This is a genomic window from Sandarakinorhabdus sp. AAP62, from assembly GCF_000331225.1.
Taxonomy (GTDB): domain Bacteria; phylum Pseudomonadota; class Alphaproteobacteria; order Sphingomonadales; family Sphingomonadaceae; genus Sandarakinorhabdus.
Genome location: NZ_ANFY01000007.1, coordinates 24,822 through 45,719 on the forward strand (window position 1 = coordinate 24,822; position 20,898 = coordinate 45,719).

At 66.8% G+C, this 20,898-nt stretch carries 4 protein-coding genes; all 4 read right to left on the minus strand.

Translation table 11 applies throughout. The annotated features are described in order from the left end of the window. Nucleotides 1–32 precede the first annotated feature (32 nt). The 4 genes from D619_RS0106665 to D619_RS0106680 are packed head-to-tail and all read right to left on the minus strand — an operon-like array spanning nt 33 to nt 20,490. Complete coding sequence (locus D619_RS0106665; protein WP_193743264.1) at nt 33–1,958, minus strand: adenylate/guanylate cyclase domain-containing protein; 1,926 nt, start codon at nt 1,956–1,958, stop codon at nt 33–35. Between the two features lie 57 nt (nt 1,959–2,015). Beyond that, the gene (locus D619_RS0106670; protein ID WP_017667800.1) at nt 2,016–5,204 is read right to left on the minus strand and encodes a CHAT domain-containing protein; all 3,189 of its coding nucleotides are present in this window, start codon (nt 5,202–5,204) and stop codon (nt 2,016–2,018) included. After that, complete coding sequence (locus tag D619_RS0106675) at nt 5,204–18,772, minus strand: hypothetical protein (protein ID WP_017667801.1); 13,569 nt, start codon at nt 18,770–18,772, stop codon at nt 5,204–5,206. The genes D619_RS0106670 and D619_RS0106675 overlap by 1 nt, the downstream gene beginning before the upstream one ends. Next, complete coding sequence (locus D619_RS0106680; RefSeq protein ID WP_243442630.1) at nt 18,772–20,490, minus strand: ShlB/FhaC/HecB family hemolysin secretion/activation protein; 1,719 nt, start codon at nt 20,488–20,490, stop codon at nt 18,772–18,774. The genes D619_RS0106675 and D619_RS0106680 overlap by 1 nt, the downstream gene beginning before the upstream one ends. Between the last annotated feature and the right edge of the window lie 408 nt (nt 20,491–20,898).

The window sequence follows — 20,898 nt, forward strand, 5'->3', positions numbered from 1 at the left end:
CGGCAAGCGCCAAAAATGCGGCTGCTATGGGCTTAATCGAGATCATAAACGCCTCCGGGTCCAATCTGTTCCAATCGCTTTACCAGATACGCAAGTGCGATGTCTTGCGGTGCAGCAGCTGAACGCGCCCTGAGCGAATCCAGTGCGCCGACATCGCCGCGATCAAACGCAGCATAGTCCGCTGCCAGTTCCTTGTCGTCCACTGCTGTGCCGGCACCGATCGGTTCAAACACCTCGATCGGCTTTTGCCGGCCACGCACGCGCACGCGGCCCATCGCGCGGAAGTTTTCCAGCCCCATTTGCGACGCCGCTTCATGGCTGACCAACGCTGCGGTCTTCAACGTCTTGTTGGCGCCTTCCAGTCGGGCAGCAACATTCATCGAATCGCCCAGTGCCGTATATTGAATGCGGCCTTCGCCGCCGAAATTGCCCACGACCACGTCGCCCCAGTGCATGCCGACACGGGTGCGGCCCATCGCCGGGCGCTCGGGCGTTGCCACCTTGAAGCGTTCGCCGGCCTGGGCCATTTCCACCGCGCAGGCCAGCGCGCGTGCCGCATCATCGGGCCGGGCCAGCGGTGCGCCCCAGAAGGCAACGACGGCATCAGCGACGAACTTGTCGATGGTGCCGCCGTGTTTCAGCACCACGTCGCTCATCGTGTCGAGATATTCGTTGAGCGTGGAGGCCACCACTTCCGGCGGCTGGCTCTGGCACATCGAGGTGAAGCCCTCGATATCGGTGAACAGCGCGAAGATCGGACGGCGCTCACCCTGCAGGGCCAGACGTTCGGGATTGGCCAAAATCTGCTCGGCCACATCACGCGGCAGATATTTGCCCAATGCGCCTTGCGCAAACTTGCGTTGCTCGGCGCCCACAATACGGGCCAGAGTCCCCGACGACATCAGCGACAACAGCCAGGCCACGCCCAGGCCGGCACAAGGCAGGCCATAGGTATCAAAGCCTTGCCCCTGCAGGCCGTAAGGCAACCAACCGAGCAGGAAAATCTCGCCAACCACCAACGGGCCGAGCAAACGTGCGCCGGAATCAAGTCCGCCGGTGACGGCTCCCATTGCGACCGCCAGCAGGGCCAGCAGCCACAGCACGATGGGCGGCAGCAGATCCAGCCGCTTGCCGTCCAATGCCTGCGCGATCAGCACGGCGTGCAGTTCCACCCCAGGGGTCGTGACGCCCGAAATACGCGTGAACGGCGTGATGAAACGGTCGACTTCTGGCAGATCGGCGCCAACCAACACGATCTTGCCGGCAATGGCGTCCTTCAACGCCGCCGCCGTATCGGGATCGCCAAACAGATCAACCGGTAGCGAGGCAAAGACCGGCCGATCGGCCAGCTGCGGTTTGCGGAACATCGCCGAGCCGCGATAACGCTCATACCCGGTTACGCCCGTGATGGCGTTGACCAGCAATTTGGGCGCGCTGCGGGCCGGGTTGGGCCATTGCCGCCACGTGTTGTCGTTGTCCACGTCCAGCCGGATATTGGCGGTGCGCACCGGCGCGCTGGCCACGCTGCCGAAAAATTCGCGCATGTGCGCTTCCTGCCACGGCATCACGAACTCGCCGTTTTCGGCATTGCTGGAAAAGCCGAAATAGGTCGGCGTCTTCATGCTCAGCAGGGCCTGCTTCAGCACCGGGTCTTCCGGTTGCGGCTGATCGATCAGGATGTCGACGCCGATGGCGCGCGGCCCCAAACTGTCGAGATTGGTCAGCGCGCGCGCCAGCATGGTGCGATCGAGGGGTGATCGCTTGCCGGTGGCGGCCAAAGTCTCCTCGGTAAATACCACCAGCACGATGCGACCATCCTGATCGATGCGTGGCGCCGTCAGATCAACCCGCACGTCATACAGGCCGCGTTCTGCCGCCAGGGCAAAGGGCATGTTCCAACTGTAACGGCCAACCAGCAATGCCAGCACCAGCACCATGCCGGTGACCAGCAGACGCATCGGGCCGGCAAGGCCGATGGCACGCTTCAGATTGGCAAGACCAGCGCCCACGAGCCTTCAGCGACCTGGACGCCCGCCGGGCACCTTGCCCATCAACGGCTTCGCCGCATCGCCGATGATGGCAAAGCCCGACCAGTAATAAGGATGCGACGTCTCGGCGACATCCATCATCTTGACCTGGCTGCGCCGCAACGCTTCGCCCACGCTGAGTTGCCCGGCATCAGCAAACAGCCCGGTGATCAGCGTCTTGGTGGCATCGAAACTGTCGGGCACCGGCCAGTGGCTGGCAATCACCGCACGGGCACCGGCGCCAACGAAGGCACGCACCAGCCCGTCGAGGGCGAAATTGCCCCCCGTGGTGATGCCGGCTTCCCGCGTGGCCGACGCCGTGGCGGCGCCAGCCGTATCGCAGGCCGACAGGATAATGGTGTCGGCATCAAGGCTGAGATCGAAGATGTCGCGGAAGCTGAGCAGGCCATCGGTCTGCGGGCCGCCAAAGCTGGTCAGCAAGGCAGGACGGGCCGGGCACTCCGGACGCGGTGCCGTGACCAGGCCATGGGTGGCGAAGTGGATGACGCGATAATCCTTCAGGTCGCGGCGTTCCATCAGTGCGGTATCGGTGAATTCCGCACCGGTGCTGACCTTTGAGCCGCCCGCCTTGAGGAGATCGGCGGCCAGCTTGAGCTCGGCCGACGAAATCGGACGGCTCCATTCCGCCAGCGGCCAGTCGCAATCGCTGCGCACGGGCAGGCTGCTGGCCGGAATCGGCGAGGCCGGCGCAGCGAGGCCAAAGCCACCGCCGCTATCGGCACCAGCGCCACGGACGGTGCCGGTTTGCGCCATCTTGTTGCCTTTTCCGCGCGATGCTGCCGGGATCGGCGGCGGTAGTGGCGGCAGGCTGGGCGGCACGGCTTCGGCTGGCACGGCATTTTCGCCGAGGCCCAGATAGGCATTGGCAGCGCGGCTGCCGGCCAGGCTGCGCACGTCCATGAACGCCCGCGCCGATGTGGCGGTGGAGATCATGCGTTCGCGGCCCAGCCAGGCAATGCCGCGGGCATCGAAGGGGTCTGCGTTCGGATCATCCTGGCGCGCCTGATATTCGGCCAGCCGGTCATCCGTGGTAACCAGCAGGTTGAACGGCAATTGCAGCAGTGCGCCATCGGGTTCCACGACTAGATGGCGGCTGGCCAGCACCAGCTTGGCTGCCGTGCCATCGGCGGGGCCGGCGAGCAGCGTGTACAGCCGGCGCGCCGCAGCAACATCAAAGGGATAGGTGGTGGGCCGGCCATTTTCAAACAGCACCACGGAATCGCGGATGGTCTTCACCATCTGGCCAAGGTCGCTGGCTGTAGCGGCCACCTTGACGACCGCCGCGCTGTCGCGGCTCACCGTCAGGGCATAGGCTTCTTCACCGAGCAGGATGAGCTTGAAATAGGCTTCATCGGGCTTCAGCGCCTGCTGCAGGTTGGCCAGCGTGACCGTGCTGTTGCTGATGCTGCGATAACGCGGGAACTCGGCCAGCTTGGCCAGCACCGCGGTCTGGTCACGGCCGAGCTGCGCCAATTTTTCGCGCAGGGCAGCAGCCTGCTCCTGTTCGATCGACGTTGGCGATTCGATCTGCGCCAGCCGCGCGACATCGCCTTCGGTGCGCACGATATCGCGGGACAGGGTGATCGACTGGCGGAACAGCGCCGCCGATTCGTCGCTGCCGCCCGACAGTTCACGCGCCAGCACGGCCTGGGTCTGCGCGACGCCGGGGCGCACCAGGATCTGCGACGCATCAAACACGTCGGAGGCCGCCGCAGCGTCGCCCTGCTGGGCCAATTGCGCAAACCAGGCGCCCATCAAGGGCCGCAGCACCTGGCCCGCACCCGGCGTTTCCGGAGCGGCCTTGATGATCGCGCGGAACAGGGTGGCCGAACCCGCCGCATCGCCCTGACGGGCCAGCAACGCTGCCAGTTGCGCCCTGGCCGCCAGCAGCGCCGCGCTCTGCGGGAACTGCGCTTCGGTCAGCGTGACCGCCTGTTCCAGCGCCGCACGGGCGCCAGCCGCCTTGCCCAGCCGCTCGCCCACCCGGGCCAGTTCATTGGCGACGGAGGCCCGCAACCACAGAATGGAGAGCACCCGGCCACCGCGCAGCCGTGCCAGCTGATTGTCGGCAGCGATCAGCGCCGATTCCGCAGCCGCCAGTTCGCCCAGCCCGGCGCGAGCCGCAGCGGCCAGATATTGTGCCTGGGCATCCAGAATCGTCACCCGTTCTTCAAGCGTCAGCGCCGCACTGCCAGCGCCCAGCGCCCGCATGGCGGCATCATCGGTGTTCAACCGTTGCGACAAGGGCGTATCGATGAAGCCACTGGACAGGCGGCTGACGTCGGTGGTGCCGACATTGCCGCTGACCGAGCGACCCAGCATTTCCAGCGCCTCGGTGTTGCGGCGCTGGTTGAGCAAATGTTGGGCGCGGTGGTTGCGCAGCAGGCGGCTGGCGACCGGGTCGCTGCTGTCCAGCACCTGGGCGGCACGGGCAAACAGGCGATCCGCATCGGCAAATTGCATCAGGTTGGATTGCTGCAGGCCCTGGTTGGTCAGATATTCGGCGCTGCGGGTGAAGCCCGGCGCGCCCTGCCGGCTGCGTTCCACCAGCAGATCGAAAAACTCGGCCGATTCAGCAAAGCTGGCGCTGTTGTTGCGGATATAGGCTTCGGCCAGCGCCTGGCCCGGCTCCAGGCTGCCGGCCTGCAGGCGAGCAAAGGCCACCGGATCGCCGGCTTCGGTTGCCGCCACTTCCACCGTGCCCACCACTGCGCTATCCGCCAGCAACGATTGCAGCCCCAGTTCCAGCGCCGAACCATAGCCGGCAAGACCATCGGCCACATACAGGGTGCGCCCGCGCATCACCTGATAACGCACATGGCCAAGCCCATCGATCGTGCAGCGCGAGACTTGCACACCGGGCAGCCCCTTCACGCTGGCCGCCGCCGGCACCGGGCAGCCGGCCGGCAACGCAGGCGCACCGCTGCGCAGCGCATAGATATTGCCCACCGGCGCCGCCGCATCGCGGCAAATGATGCGATAACCGCGATCGAACAGGCCCTTCAGCGCCGGATCGGCAGCCTGGCTTTGCGCGGTGCACAGCACGCCGGCATTGCCGATGCGGAAACTGTCGACCAGCGACAGGCCATCGGCAGCAAGAGCCGGCGGCGCGGTCGCAGCACTGGCCAACAACATCAGGGAGAGGATCCGGCGCATCAGTTCAGCCCTCCCGGCGTACGCACGCCTCTTGGCATCGGGTCCATCCACAAGGCGGGGTTGCCGCCGCTGGTCACCGGATCGGTGGCATCGGGATCGACAAACAGCGGGCTGAAATCGATCAGCCGCTGCAGCAGCACGATCGGCAGCTTCTCGGCGGCCTCTTGGGCGGCCTCGCGCTGTTCTTCCTGCTCCGGTGTCAGTTCCTCGACGTTGTTGATGATGGTCACCACCGGCTGGAACAGTTCGTCCAGCAGCAGGCCCGGGCAAGTCGCCGTGGTGATGATGCAGCCGTTCACCGTGCTGCCAGCGGTCACCAGGCTGATGCCCGGATCCAGCTGCACCAGCGACAGCGTGTCGGCATTGACAGCGAAGCTGTTGTCGGCACGCTGGATGCGGCCGTTGATGACCACCTCCATGGGGTTGTTGCCTTCGAAGGCGCGGCGGATGCGCAGGCCGCCGCTGCCCGCGGTGAAGCCAGCCTTCAGCTGATCGGTGCCACTGTTCTGGATCAGCACCTCGCGGTCGGCGCCAATCAGGATGGTGCCGGCGCCGATGGAGCCGCCCACCACAGCCGGCGCGCCAGCAGCATTCACTGCATCAATGCGAGCCTGCCCAACCAGCGTGCTGCCGGCCAGTTCGGTGAGCAGGCTGTCGCTCGCCACCCAGACGCGCGGTGCCGTGATGGCCAAAGTGCCCGCCGGCGTGTCCACGCCCGCTCCCAGCCGCACGCTGCCGCTGCCCTGCACCACTTCAATGCGGTTGCCGGCGATCAGGTTCAGGCGGTTGTCTGCCCCCGCCTGCGCCATGGTAACTGCACCCGTTACCCGCAACGTGCCGTCGGTCCGCAGCGTCACGCCCGGATTGGCGGCCTGGCCCGGCGCAACCGCCGGCAACGCCAGCTGATCGACGGTCATGCCAGCTGCAAAACTTCTGACCGTGATGCTGCTGGCCCGCAGCGCGCCGAACTCGCCATTAGACAGGCGGTAGGTGCCTGGCACCGCTGCCGCGCTGGCGCCGCCGACGATGACCGTGGTGGCCCCCGTGGTGTTGAAGACGATGCTGCCGCCAGCCGCGCCGACCGCCGCCAGCGGGTCGATCCCGATGTCGCTGGAGGTGACCGTGAGGCTGGGCGTGTTGATGTTGAAATCAAGCGTGGCGAAGCCGCCCACATCCACCAGCATGCTGGTGGCCGCAGTGGCGTTGTTGACAAAGAAATTGCCAGTGGCCGCCGCGATGAAGCGTCCGGTCGTCGCGTCGCCCAAATTGATGTCGCCCACCAGCCGAATCGGCGTCGAGGCCAGCAGCTGGGCAAACAGCGGATTGCCGGCCTGATCGAACGTGATCTGCGGCAACAGATCATGCGCTGCGATGTAGACGAAACCGCTCGGCGAAGTGGTGAGATTGCGCGCATCGATGCCGCCGGTGTCGAGCAGCACGATGCCGCCCGGCGCCGCGATATTGCCTGTCGTCACGCCCAGCACGCCGGACAGCGTGGCGCTGCCCGAAACGTTGATCGGCCCGGTACGGATGGTGGCCGGCGAGGTGGCAAACAGCACACCCGAAGCGCCCGCCTGTGGATTGACCGTGCCGGCATCGATGGCGCCAGACAGGATCGCGCCGCCCGCCGTGAGGAAGATGCGATTGCCCGAAGACAAGATGCCGGTGGTCAACGTGGTGTTGGACGACAGGCGGATTTCGCCATCGGCGCGCACATTGCCGGTAGTAAGCGTCGCGCCCGGCCGGTTGGCGGCGAGCACCAGCGACTGGCCAGTGGTGACATTGCCGGCTGTGATGCTGCCATCGCTGGCCAGGCTGATCTGGCCTTGTGCATCAAGATCGGCGAGCACCAGGCTATCCACAGCGGACAGATCGAGGAAACCCTGGCTTGCCGTGCTGCCGATCTGCAGCGAGCCGACCCCCAGCCGCGCGCCGATGGCGGCGTTGATGGTGCCCGTGACCCGCAGCAGGCCGGTGGACCGCGCCTCGAACAGGCCAGTCGTCAGATTGCCATTGATGACGGTGTCGCCCGCCCGCGCCGTGGCCGCAGCGGCAAACAGCGCCGTATAATCCGCCACGCCACCCGGGAAGGTGACCAGGCTGCGCTGGGCGAAATCATCGATGCGGATGCGCCCGGTGGCCGGCGTCGCGAGCGCGCCGGTGGTGATGGTGCCACCCGACAGCAGCACCAGATCGCGACCGCTGGTGAGCGCGCCGCTGCTGATCGCACCCGGCGCCAGCAGGCCGACATTGCGCGTGGCTTCGATATTGCCCACCTGCACGCCGCCATTGGCGCTGTCCATCAGCACATCGCCGCTGCCGGCGATGTTGGTCGTCAGATCGATCCCGGTAGCGGCTGCAACCGCCAGCGTATTGGCCGTGACGGTGCCGGTCGCGCCGGGCGTGGGTGTGCCAAAGCTGGACAGCACCTGCTGCCCCGACGAAACAGCCAGAAGGCCGCCGGCGGTGATGGTACCGCCATCGTTCAGACCAAGGCTGTGTGGCGACACCACACTGGCACTGCCGGCAATGGCAATGGTGGAACCGACATCGGCCACCAGGCCACCCCGTTCAGGCGAGGCCGACGGCGTTGTGCCGTTGGCGAAAGATTCCAGACTCGCCATGGCGAGGCGGCTGCCATCCAGCGCGAACACGCGCACCGCGCCAGCCTGGGTGGTGGCACCAGTGGTGCGGCTTTCAGCAACCACATTGCCGGTGATGGCGAAATCACCGCCGACGCCGCTACCGCCGCCTTCGCTGCTCAATTCAATCACGCCGCCACGCGCGGTTCCAAGCGAGATGGCATCGGCAACCAGATCAACATTGCCGGCAACACTGCCGCTGGCGCCGCGGACCGCCAACTGTACCGATCCAGCCGTGGCGTCACCACTGACGCCCGGCGTCTGCTGGCCGCTGCCGCCATTGCCACTGCGGGCGCTGGCATCAAGATCGGCGCTGGCCATGGTGAAATCGCCCGCCGGGCCCTGGGTGTTGCCAGCCATGCCGACAGACAAGAACCCGCCCTGCGCCGAGCCGCCGTTGCCGCCATCCAGGCCATTGCCGCCCGTGCCGCCTTCGGCAAAGACGCTGGCCTGAAGATTGCCCAGGGCAATCGTGCCGGTGCTGCCGATGGCACCCAGTTCGATGGTGCCGCCGGTGGCCGCACCGCCGGCGCCGCCGCCTTCACCGCCGCCGCCAGTGCCGCCTCTGGAAATCGCGTTGATCTCGACTGAGCCTGAAGATGACAGCTGCAGGCGGCTGTTGTTGTCCGGCCCGGTCAGCTGCAAGCGGACATCGGCGCCGCCGGCGCTGCCGCCGCTGCCACCCTGGCCGTTGCTACCGGCACCAAAGCCGCCGTTGCTATCCGCCCTGATCGCGGTGTTGCCGTCGATGACGAGTGCGCCGCTGTCAACGAACAGATCAAATTGCCCCCCGAACGCCGCACCGCCGCCAAGACCGCTTCCGCCGCGGCTGTCCATGGCCACATTGAGGCCAGCGCCTCCGATATTGACCGTGGAGGCATTGACCGTGGTGACAAAGCGCGCACCCGTACCAGCGCCGCCACCGCCGCTGGAGCTTGAGCCGCCATTTGCATTCATGGTCAGCGCTGCGCCGCCCACCAGATCGATCGCGGCGCCCGCTGTCGCATTCAGGGTCAGGTTCGTACCGTTGGCACTGCCGCCTCCGCCCTGCGCCTGCGGATCGACATTGCCGCCAGCGGCATTGGCCACCACCGAGAATATGCCGTCAACGGTGATCAGACCGCCGCCCAGATTGGGATCGGCGATCGCCCTGATCCCGATACTGCCGCCCGTGGCCGAACCGCCGTTACCCGTTCCGCTCAGGAAATTCCCGCCACTGCGCGACTGCCGGATCGCCAGATCGCTGCGCACGCGGATCGAGCCGCCATCGGTCGAAACGCTGAACGTCCCGCCGCTGGCATTGCCGGCTCGCGCCAAACCCTGCGGCGGCACCACGCCGCCATTGCCGGCAGCCGCGTTGCCAAGGATATCCAGCCCACCCACGTCTATCGATGAGCCCGGCTGGGTCGTAATCAGCCTTATGCTGGCGCCAGTGGCGTCGCCGCCAGATGCACCATTGCCCCCTGCAACATCGGCCGCAATTCCAACAAAGTCCGCAATGCGCATGGCTTCGCCATTGGCTGCCAGCAACTCCGCCGAACCCCCGGTGACCCGACCACCGGCGCCGCTGGCCAGGGCATTGCCGCCCGCTGCCGTGATGAAGCCGTCGAGATTGGCCTGCAGATCAAGGTTGCCGCGCAAGTCGATGCGACCGCCAAAGGCCTCACCGCCGCCGCTTTCGCCGTTGCCGCCTGCCGTGCCGGCATCCATCAGCACGCTGCCGGCAACGGTGATATTGCCGAGCAGGCCAAAGCCACCGCCAGCTGCCAATCCGCCAATGCCGGCAAATGATTCACCACCAATGGCAGTCGCCGACCAGCCAATCTGGCCGTTGATCAACGACACGCCTTCCAGCGAGCGCAATTCGATGCCGCCAGCACGGCCCTCGCCGCCGATCGCGCCTGAACCGCCTTCGCCATCAACCGAAACCTGCTGGCGACCGCTTTCAAACTGGCCCAGCTGACCGCCGGCCTGCAGATTGGCGAAACTGCCCATATTGGCTTCGCCGCCAAAGCCGCCGCCGCCATTGCCGCCGATCAGGCCGCTGCCGCCGGCGCCGCCGCGGCCACTGACTGTGGCGATCAACCCCGGTTGAATGGTGCTGGCCGGGGCCACACGCAACGTGCCGCCAAAGGCGAAAACATTGACGCCGCCGGCCGACGCCTGACCGCCGTTGCCACCCGCGCCATCCACGCTGCTGCCGGCACCGCCGTCGCCGCCAACGGCGCTGGCATTGGCATCGACGATCCCGGTGGTGATGGTGCCAGCATCCGGCCCGCCGAAATCGGAGTTCAGAAAGCCAATGCGGATGCCGCCGGCAATGGCATCACCACCCCTGCCGCCATCGGTGGTCAGGCCATCGCCGCCGCGCCCGCCCGTGGCCGCCACGGTGGCGGTGATGGTGCCGGTGGTCATGGTGCCGCGATTGTTGGTCGAACCGATGAACACGCCCGACGCCAGCGCCAGATCGGCACTGCCGCCGCGGCCCTGAAGGCCGCCGCCATTGCCGCCATTGCCAGCCGTTGCCGCCGCCAGCACGGTGATATCCCCTGCCGTGATCGCCGTCGTCGCGACCGCCTGTTTCATGGAGAGCGTGACTTGGCCGGCCAGCGCATTGCCGCCCAGCACTTGCGAAGCATTGCCGCCAACGCCTTCGCCGACCAGTTCCACCTGGCCCAGCAGGCTGAGCTGGGCATCGCCCGATGTACCGGCGCGCACCTGGCCGCCAGTGCCGGTGCCGCCACTGGCCCCGGTGCCACCAATACCGCGGGCGCGCAGCGACACCTGGATATTGCTGGCCGCCTGGCCATCCAGCGTGATCTGGCTGCCGCCGCTGGCATCAACCGTGACGGTGCCGCCAAGGCCATTGCCGCCGCGCCCATCCACCGCGTTGCCACCAGCGCCGGCCGCTGTTAGGCTGACGCCAACCGTGCCGCCAGTGGCAACGATGTTGATGCTGCTGCCGTTGCTGGCCAGCACGCTGGGCGATCCGGCAAAGGCATCGCCGCCATTGCCGCTGCCCGCCGCGTTGCCGCCCACGGCCGAAGCTGTGAACAATTCGATGCCGGCAATATCGATGGTGCCATTGTCGGCCGAAATCTGCAGCGTACCCGATTGCGCCACACCGCCATTGCCCGCCCCAGCGGCGTTGCCGCCCGTCGCCCCGGCAGCCACAAGCCGCATCCGGCCCAGCGCCAGGCTGCCGCCGGTTTCAGCACGGACCAGAACGGTGCCGCCGTCCGCACGACCGCCGTCGCCATCCGCGCCATTGCCGCCAAGCCCGCCAGCAACCAGATTATCGACAAAAGCATTGCCGAGCAGTTGCCCGCCAGACCGGGTGATGATCGTGGTGCTGCCGCCGATGCCTTGCCCGCCAATCAGGCCAGCGCCGCCGGTGCCAGAGGCCCGTTGCGCCAGAGTGCCCGTGATCGTGGCCTGCGCGCCGGTTCGCAATTCGAACAGGGCGGCTCCGCCCTCGCCAATGCCGCCGGCCCCGCCAATGCCCTGGCCCCCAGTCCCTTGCGTGTTGAAGGTCAGATTCGTCGCCGTCAGGCTGGTGCCCGCTGCTTCGAGATCGAGCGTGGCACTGCCGCCGGTTGCAGCGCCGCCAGCACCGGCATTGCCAACGCCGCCCGTGGCAACGGCACTCAGCAGCACGCCACCGGAGAAGGAGGCCGTTGCGCCCCGGAACAGGTCGATGGTGGCATCACCGCCCTGGGCAGAGCCGCCAACGCTGGCGCCATCAGCACCCGTGGCGTTGGCCAGGAAGCGGGCACTGGTCGCCACCAATGGACCACGATCCCCCGCGGCACTGACCGAACCACCGATGGCATCAATGCCGGTGGCCGATGCATCGAGCAGCAGCTCGCCCGCCAGTGTTACCGGCCCGATTTCCCAATCGAACGTGGCGTTGCCGCCTTCCGCCCCGCCGGTGCCAGCCGCGCCAACACCGCCGGTCGCGTTGACTCTCAGGCTCAGGCCTCCGGGCAAGGACAGGCTTCTGCCCTGCACCAGAACATCGGGAAACACGTCGATCGAACCGCCAGAGGCGAAACCGCCGACACCGCCGCTGGAGGCGCCACCCGTGGCAGTGGCTTCAAGGGCCGTTTCCACTGGAACCGTGGACGTGACGGTCAGGTCGCCTGGCCCGAAAATGATGTCGCCGCCAAAGCCGTCGCCGCCGGGACCCAAGGCGCCATCGCCACCAAGCCCATTGGCGGTGATCAGCAGGCGCTGGCCCAACTGATTGATGGAGCCGTTGTCAATGACGGCCAGGATGTCACCGCCAATGCCCTCGCCGCCGGTATCGCCAGCGCCGCCAAAACCGTTCGCCGCAATCGACAGCGGTGCGCTCAAGGTCAATACGGCCGGATCACCAATGCTCAGAGTGACGGTGCCGCCAAAGCCGAAACCGCCAATGCCGCCCGGATTGACGCCGCCCCCGGCGTTGGCCTCCATCGTGAGCGACGTGGTCTCGAACGTTCCATCGTCGGCAAACAGTTCGACCACGCCGCCCTGGGCACTCCCGCCCAGTCCACCAGACCCCGTCCAGAAGGCGTTGCCAAACATGGAGAGGCCGGTGCCACCAATCTGGACACGACCGTTCGACTGGAAGAAGACGACGCCGGCACTGGCTTCGACGCCAAACGCGGGGGCAGAGCCGGCGCCCGTAACATCGATTGTCATGCCCCCGGCACTGCGCAATTCGCCGGCAGCGCCAACATCGATCAGGACCGTCCCTGCCTCAATAACAGTGTTGGCATTTGCCGTGTCGTTGAAGCTGACGGCGGACAGCGTGGTGGAGCCGCCCACATCCAGCAGGCCGCTGCCGACATTCACGCCAATGGTGCCGCCAATGTTGGCCGTGCCATCGCCATCGGCCCGCATCGTCAGCGCGCCCGCCACGTTCAGCGTGCCGGCTGAAACGTCCACGTCCAGCAGCCCGCCTGTGCCATCCCCTTCCACGGAACCGCCAGCAACGACTGCATTGCCATCAAACAGCAGATCGCCGCCAATGCTCGTCAGACCGCCGCCCACGAACATCTCGGCCCGGCCCGCACTGGCATTGCCACTGATGGTGCCCAGCCCGCCTTCACCGCGTACATTGAGGGTGAGCGACGACGTGGCCATATTGCCACCGTCCGAACTGATGAAGATACCGCCACCCCTGCCTTCGCCGCCTTGGGGCTGGCCGTCACCGCCGATGCCGTTGGCCTTCAGCTCGATCACGGGCGTGATGGGATTGACGATGTTCAGCGTCCCGACGGCGCCCACGTTGAAATCGATGCCACCGCCGAAGCCGTTGCCAGCAAAATCACCGCTGAGGCTGGAGCCGCCATAGCCGATGGCTTCGGCAACAAACGTGCCGCTGCCACCCATGTCCAGTTCCAGCGTGCCATCGGCGCCCAGGCTGACAGTACCGGCCGCGCCGTCGCCGCCGGGGCCATCGTTGTTGGAGAAACCGCGGCCATTGGCAACCAGGCTGACACTGCCGCCAATGGAGCTGAAGCTGGCGCCGGCATCGGCGCGCAACAGGACAGCGCCGCCAAATGCCGAAGTGAGCACGCCGCCAGTCACGTCGCCACCTTCAGCCGAAGCCGAGAACGACAGACCGCCGGTCACGAAAGAGCCGGCCTCGGCTGTGACAGAGATATCGCCGCCGGTGGCATCGCCGCCCGCACCATCACCAAAAATGGCGCTGGCATCCAGTGACAGGACGCCGCCAATGCTGGTCGTGCCGCGATGGTTCACGGCAACCGAGCCACCCAGCATTTCCGCATTGGGCATCGGGCTGAAGGAATTGGCCGAGGCGCTGGCGCTCAGATCACCGGCGACGGTGAAACTGTTGCCATCATCCGTGTTGATCGTGACAGTGCCGCCCGCACTGGGAAGCCCGGGCAGGCCGCTGATCAATTCCGCAGAGGCGCTGAATTGCGCATCACCGCCCACCGTCAGGCTGCCGCTGCCAACCCCGGTAACGGTCACCTGGCCACCATTGGCGACGGGACCTCGGGCGTTGGCAATCAGCACCAGCTGATCGCTCACCCCAAGGCTGCTGGCATCATCAAAGCGCAGATCGAGCGTGCCGCCCGTCGCAGTGGCAAAAATACCATCAAAGCCGGTAAAGCCTTCGGCCACCATCACCAGATCGCCGTTCACCTGCAGGTTGGCGTTGCTCACCTCGGTCAGAATGCTGCCGGCAAAGCCGCTGTTGCCCAAGCCGCCATCAAAGGCGTCGCCGCCATAACCATCGGCCACCAATTGCACCGGCGCGATGCGCGTGCCCAGCGTGACATCAGCGCCATCAAGAATGCGGAACACAACGCTGCCGGCACGGCCGATGCCGCCCGTGCCGGAAATGGTATCGCCGCCCTGGCCGATGGCGCTCAGGCGGACATAACCCAGGCTGGTGGTGCCGCCGGAAATGACCAGCTCGGCCGAACCCGCCTGGGCATCGCCAGCCTGCGCATTGGAGCTGAACGCCCCATCAGCATCGGCCGAAAGATCGATCCCCGGCGCGGTGAGATTGGCGTTGAACAGCAAGACCTGAAGGTTCCCACCCGTGCCAAAGCCAGCGAAGGATTCAAAGCCGAACAGGCCAAAGCTACCATTGGCTCCCGGCGTGCCGGCCACACCGGGAGGCAAGCCAGCCGCGCCGCCGGCGCCGCCCAGACCCGGCGCACCGCCCTGCCCGCTGACACCACTGCTGCCGGCCGAAGCCGTCAGGATCGGGCTGATCAAGGGCACGTTCAGGCTCCAGGCGGTGCCTTGATCATTGCTCGTCGCACCGATCAGCACGCTGCCGCCGGTCGCGTTGCCGCCAGCACCAGCATTGCCGCCCTGGCCGCCGTTGCCGCCAGCGCCGCCATTGCCGCCGTTGATGTTGATGGAATCGCCATCGAGACCAGGCGCACCATTGGCCCCGGCGCCGCCGATGCCGCCGCCGCCGCCAACACCGGCCAGTGCATCGCTGCGCAGGCCCAGGCTGGTGATCGTTATGCTGCCGCCGCTGTTGGCCGCATCGGTGCCGATGGTGATATTGCCACCCAGCGCTTCCCCGCCGGTGCCGCCAGCGCCGCCCGCCTGGCCATTGCCGCCGGGGTTGCCATCGCGTTGCCCCGGCAGCGGAATGCCGGGAGGCGTGCCGGCCTGACCCGTACCGCCGTCGCCACCCAGACCGGCCAGCGCCGACACGTCCACGTTGAGGAACGGCATGGTCAGAATGCCGCCGGGCCGCACGATCACGCTGGCCGATCCACCTATGGCCGCACCGCCGTCGCCGCCGGAAAGGCCGGTATTGCCTGTTGTGCCAGACTGGCCTCTGCCAATGGCCGTCAACTGCGCACCGCCGGGCAGATCGAACGCGCCGCCTTCGGCAATCAGTTCGACATCGCCGCCAATGCCGTCACCGCCTCTCGCGCCATTGCCCATTGCTGCGCCGCCCACGCCGCCGGCATCGGCCGAAAGGCTGGCGATCGACATGCTGCCCACCAGCGTTACGGGGGCCGCGCCGGCTGCTTCATGGCGTTGCAGATAGGCCGCTGCCGTGCCGCCAATGCCTTCGCCGCCCTGCACATGCGAGCTGCCGCCGAGCGCCGATGCGATCAGCGTCACCGGCCCCGAGATAGTCACATCAACCGGCAGACCGGCCGTGAAATGCGGCGTCGCCAGAACAAGGGCCTCGCCACCAACGGCATCACCGCCGCCGAAATCGCTATTGCCGCCGCCACCGCCATTGCCGCCAGAGGCCGACGTGAGAATGCTGACCGCGCCTGCCGTGACCACGGCACCGCGCGCCAGCAGGGATGCACTGCCACCGGTCGCATCACCGCCGCGCCCACCGATGCCATCGCCATCGATACCGCCGCCATTGCCGCCCGTCACCCGGCCATCGACAAAGTAGATCGTGCCGAAATCGAAGCTTGAGCGGTTGGACACCGGTGTGACGGGGCCGCTGGTCGTGCCGACGTTGACCACGCCGCCCACCGCATTGCCGCCACGGCCGCCATTGGCCGTGCCAAGGCCACCACCGCCTTCGCCGCCGACAACGCTGTTGTCGATGGCGACCTGCGTGGCGATGAAGGTTGACCGCGCCGGCCGCGACGCGATCACCAACTGCGGTTCGGTCGCATTCGGATCAACGCCAAAGGCATCGCCGCCCGCTCCGGCCGTACCCGCCGTGGCGCCGCCACCAGCACCGCCTTGCGCTGCCGCCAGCATCAGGACAGAGCCGCCGTTGACGGTGGAGCCCGGCCCGGCTTCCAGAGACGACAGGACGAAGAATGCCTGGCCAACCGTGGCATTGCCGCCCCGGCCACCATTGCTGGCATCGCCGCCGGTGGCGTCCACATCCAGCGTCAATTGGCCCGTGGTGAGATTGGCATCATTAAAGCCGCCAAACAGCCGGCCTGAGCGGGCGGCACCGCCACCCACGCCCTGCCCGCCGGTAGCATCGGCCAGCAACGAGACCGACGGCGCCGTGATGGTGCCTGACTGCCCCAGCAGTACGACAAAGCCGCCGGTGGCATTGCCGCCAACGCCGGTGCTGCCATCGCCGCCGAACGCCCCGGCCGAACCGAACAGGCTGCCAGACACGCGGATGCCCTGATCGTTTACGCCAACATTGGGCCCCAGCCGCACGAACACCGCCGGCGCGTTGGCATCGCCCTCATCCCAACCCACGGCATTGCCGCCCACCGTGCCCGAGCCGCCGGTCGCATCGGCAATCACGTCGAGATTGGCACCGATCAGCAGGCTGCCGCCGTTCTGCATGTCGACATGGGCACGACCGCCATTGGCATTGCCGCCCACACCGCCGTCCCCATTGCCGCCGCGGGCCTCAGCCGCCACGCGGGTGCCATCCCCGCCCAGGGTGAGCAATGGATTGCCCAGGCCGAGCAGGATGGCAAAGCCGCCGGTGGCCGTGCCACCGTTGGTGTTACCCCCGGCAATACCGTTCGAGGCAAGCGCGGAGGCATCGATGGTGAGATCGCCGTTGACGGTGATGCTCACCGGACCGCCGCCGATCTGGGCATGGAGCCGCGCCGTACCGCCAACAAAGCTGTTGTTGCCAACCGTCAGGCCACCATCAGCAACAGCATTGATGGTGACGCTGGATGCCGTGAAGGCAGCGCCATTGTTGACGAACAGGCTGGCCGTGCCACCGGTCGCCGTGCCGCCGCCGGCATGGCCATCATCGCCAACTTCGGCATAGGCGGCATTGGTAGAGACCGTGACGATGCCGGACGTGGCGAACGTGCCGCCAGTGATATTGGCCGTCGCTGTCCCGCCCTGGGCATTGCCCGACGTTCGCCCGGCACTGCCAACGATACCAACGCCATTGGCCGAGATCACCAGATCGCCACTGATGGCCACGCTGCCCAATGCATCGGATTCGAAAAATGCCGTACCGCCGATGCCGCTGCCGCCGGTGCCGTCTATTGCTGCGCCGCCAAAGCCATCGGCACGGATAGACAGATTCGTGGCCTGCACGCTGCCACCGTTGGGGTTGACGGTCGCCGAGCCGCCGGTACCGGTGCCCCCAGCGACGCCCGGGCTGCTGGCATCGTCGCCAGCGCCATTTGCCCACGCCAGGATGTTGCCGCTCACCTGCACGCTGCCGGTGCCATTGGTGAAGATCTGGGCCGTGCCTGCCGTACGATTGGCGCCGGCGCTCTGGCCGGTGAATTGTGTGGAAGCATCAACGAGAAGATTGCCGGCCACCGTTATCGACAGGCCATCACCATTCACCACGGCCAAGCTGTCGGAATAGACCTCGAGGTCGCTGGCGAAGCTCAGCGCGCCCGCCGTCGAGGACACGCGCGCCTCATTCCTCGATCGCATCGTCAGGCTGGACGTGATGGTCTTGTTCTCCACCCGCACCAGCGCATCTGCATTGCTGCCCGCCACCGGCAGCAGGCCAAATTGCGACACACCCTGGCCCGCTGGCGTGCCGACGATGTCATACCCGCCCGACAGCACGACGGCATTGCCATCGACATCGGCGGCATTGGCAACGGCAAAGCCCAGTTGCGCGCCGCCAGTGATCAGCATCGTCATCGCGTTGTTGCGCGGCACCGCCATCGCGTAGATGCGGCTGTAGATGCCCTGGCCGCCGAGGCCACCCGGGCCGGTGATGCTGCCGCCCACCTGGCTGGTACCGCCAGCGGTGGTGCCGACATTGGCCGTGATGTCGAACAGGCCACCGTTGAGGGTGAAGCTGACATCTTCCGCTGCAACCAGCGCGGCCGAACGGCCCACCGTGGCCGCACCGTTCATGTCGAAGCGCGGCGCCACCATGATCATGTAATTGCTGGTATTGATGGTCGCACCGCTATTGACGACCACCCCGGCCGTGCTGCCGCTGGCGGCCCGCAGCTGGAACTGGTTGGCATTGAGATAGGTCTGGCCGGCAGCGGCACCCACCGGATCATTGGCGGTGAGCAACAGGCTGCCAACGTTGAACTGCGCGCCGGCATTGAGCAGCAGGCCGCCGGGTGCATAGAACCAGATGCTGCCCAGCGCATCGCTGCTCACGGTGCCGGAAAAGGCAATGGCGCGCGACTGATCGGCAGCGATGATGCGGTTGAGCACGGTGTAGGGCAGGCCGGCGCCGCTGGTGAAGCTGGCCGTGGCACCGGCCGGCAGGAAATCGATCGGCCCGCCACCAATCGCCGTGTCGGTGGGAGCCCAGTTGATGGTGTTCTGCGCCGCGTTGACAGTGAAGAAATCAGTGTTGCCACTGGTGCCGCGCGTCACGTTGCCCAGGATCACCGTTTCGGTGCCCTGGAAGGCCTGCGCCTGCGCCATTTGCGGCTGCAGCGCCAACATGGCCGCCAGCACGGTAGGCGAAGCGCCCAGCGACAGGCGGATGGCCGCTCGGGCAGCAGAACTGCGGGCCGGGGCGCTTTCGTCAAACAGGCGCATCAGCGGGTCCTCCAGGGCAGCAGGCGGGTGGTCAACGTCACCAGCATTCGCACATCACCGGCACGGGTGGGGCCGGCATCCTTCAGGGCAATCGCACCGCCGATATCCAGCCGGGCGCGATCGCTGATCACCAGTCGCGTCCCGCCGCCAATCGAGAACAGGCTGACCGGATTGGCAGCGCCCGCGCCTACTCCCCGCGACCAGGCCCAGCCGGCATCCACGAATGCATAGGGCTGCGCTGCCAGCTTCCAGTCTTCCGACAGGGTGATGGCGTCATGACGCACTTCGGTATTGAAGGCCGCGCCGTCATCACCGGTCAACACGCCGGGATCATAGCCGCGACCCACCGTGTAGTTGCCCAGCGCAAAGCGTTCGAAGCCGAACAGGGCGCCGCTGGCGATCTGGCCGCGTGGCTGCACCGCAACCGTGAGCTTCCTGGCGACCCGCAGTTCAGCTAGGCCCGTGAAGCGCAGCACGGTGGCCGTGGGGCTGCCGCTGATCAGGCTGGGCGGCACCACGCCGGCGCCGGCGCACAAGGCCGGATTGGCCAGGCAATCCGGGCTGGCGCCAAACACATCGAGGCCCTGCCGCAACTCCAGGCTGGCCCCCAGTCGCCAGGCCGTGGTACCGCCGGGGCCGCGGCCCCGCATGTCCTGCCATTCGCCATCGAAACGCGCATAAGCCACCCGCAGCCGATCGCGTGACAGCGGGTTGGCGTTGAACTCCACCCGCTGGTTGACCAGATCAAAGCCGGCACGGCCCACCAGCGTGGCGGCCTGGCTGCGCTTGAACGGATAGCTCGCCTCGATATTGGCAAAGAAGGTTTCGGCATCGATCGGCGGCACAGAAGCGCCGAGGCTGGGCCGGGTCCAGGCCTGGGTGACACGGCCGCCAAAGCGCAGCCCTTCGCCGCCGATGGCGAAATCATGCCCGGCCTGCAGCACCTGCTGCTCATCGAAATCAGATGTGGCGTAATAGGAAATGAAACTGTGGTCGCCAAGGCCAGTCAGGCCATGGGCCTGCACGCGCACCTGGCCGCCGTACGGCCCGGTCTGCGACGGCGCGAGGTTGCTCAGCACCAGATCGGCCTCGATCGGGCGACGGCGCACGCTGATTTCGCCCACCATGTCTCCCGCCACGCCGCCGGCCGGCTTCAGCGCCAGTCGTACATCCATGCCCGGCATGTCGCGCGCCAGCAGCAGATAGCGTTCGGCCTCGATGCGGTTGAACGGCTGGCCAGTGGCCAGTTTCTTCACATAGCGTGCCACCTGGCCTTCGTTGCGGCCCGCTTCGCCACGCAGCCGCACCGCCGTCAGCCGGGCATAGAGCACTTCAAAGCGCACCACGCCGCCTTCGATGCGCTGGGCCGGCACCTGCACGGCCGCCAGATAGCCCATGCGGCGCAAATGGGTGGCGGCCGCATCGCGAATCTCGCACAGCGCCGACACCGGCACTTCCTTGCCGGCCAGCGGTTTCCAATAAGCTTCCAGATCACCAGCCGGCACCGGGCCCAGATTGTTGAACTCGGCGCGGGTGATGGTCAGCTTGACATTGGCATAGGCCGGATCGGCGAGCGCGCACGGGCTACGCTCGATATCGCCATCCACGATCAGCCGGCTGGGCTGAGTGAATGTCTGACGCCGAGTCGGATCGATTTCTTCGCGTGTTGGCGCGCCCGTGCTGGCAACTTGCGCGACTGCGGTGCTGGCCGAGATCACAGCCAACGGCAACGCGAGCAGCGCCAATTGCAAACGCCCCGAACGCAAACGCACATGTCGCATCGGCGACAGCGGCGTCGCTGACGAGCCCCGGTCCATCATCACGCCATTCCCCCGGCAACGAGTGTGTTGCGACCTTTATCTTGCTACATACCATCTAAGCCGATTTTGAACCGATACGCCAGTCGCTTGTGCAACCAGTTACGAAGGTGAAATATTGCGGTTGCAGCCGCTTGGCTGACCCGGCGCATGCAGCAAGAAGGTGAGCCGCGCCGAAAGCGGACCAAACCAACGTGGGCAACATGGACTGGCAGACGAGCGGTCAATCGGATCGATGCTGGCCTTGGCACCCAACTGCCCGCCGGCGACAGACGACGGCTCGCCGTGAAGTCAATCTGATTTCAATCG

Coding starts and splice junctions, on each gene's coding strand:
- D619_RS0106670 (WP_017667800.1), bottom strand. CDS start 5,204: ATGCGCCGGATCCTCTCCCTGATGTTGTTGGCCAGTGCTGCGACCGCG.
- D619_RS0106675 (WP_017667801.1), bottom strand. CDS start 18,772: ATGCGCCTGTTTGACGAAAGCGCCCCGGCCCGCAGTTCTGCTGCCCGA.
- D619_RS0106665 (WP_193743264.1), bottom strand. CDS start 1,958: ATGCGTCTGCTGGTCACCGGCATGGTGCTGGTGCTGGCATTGCTGGTT.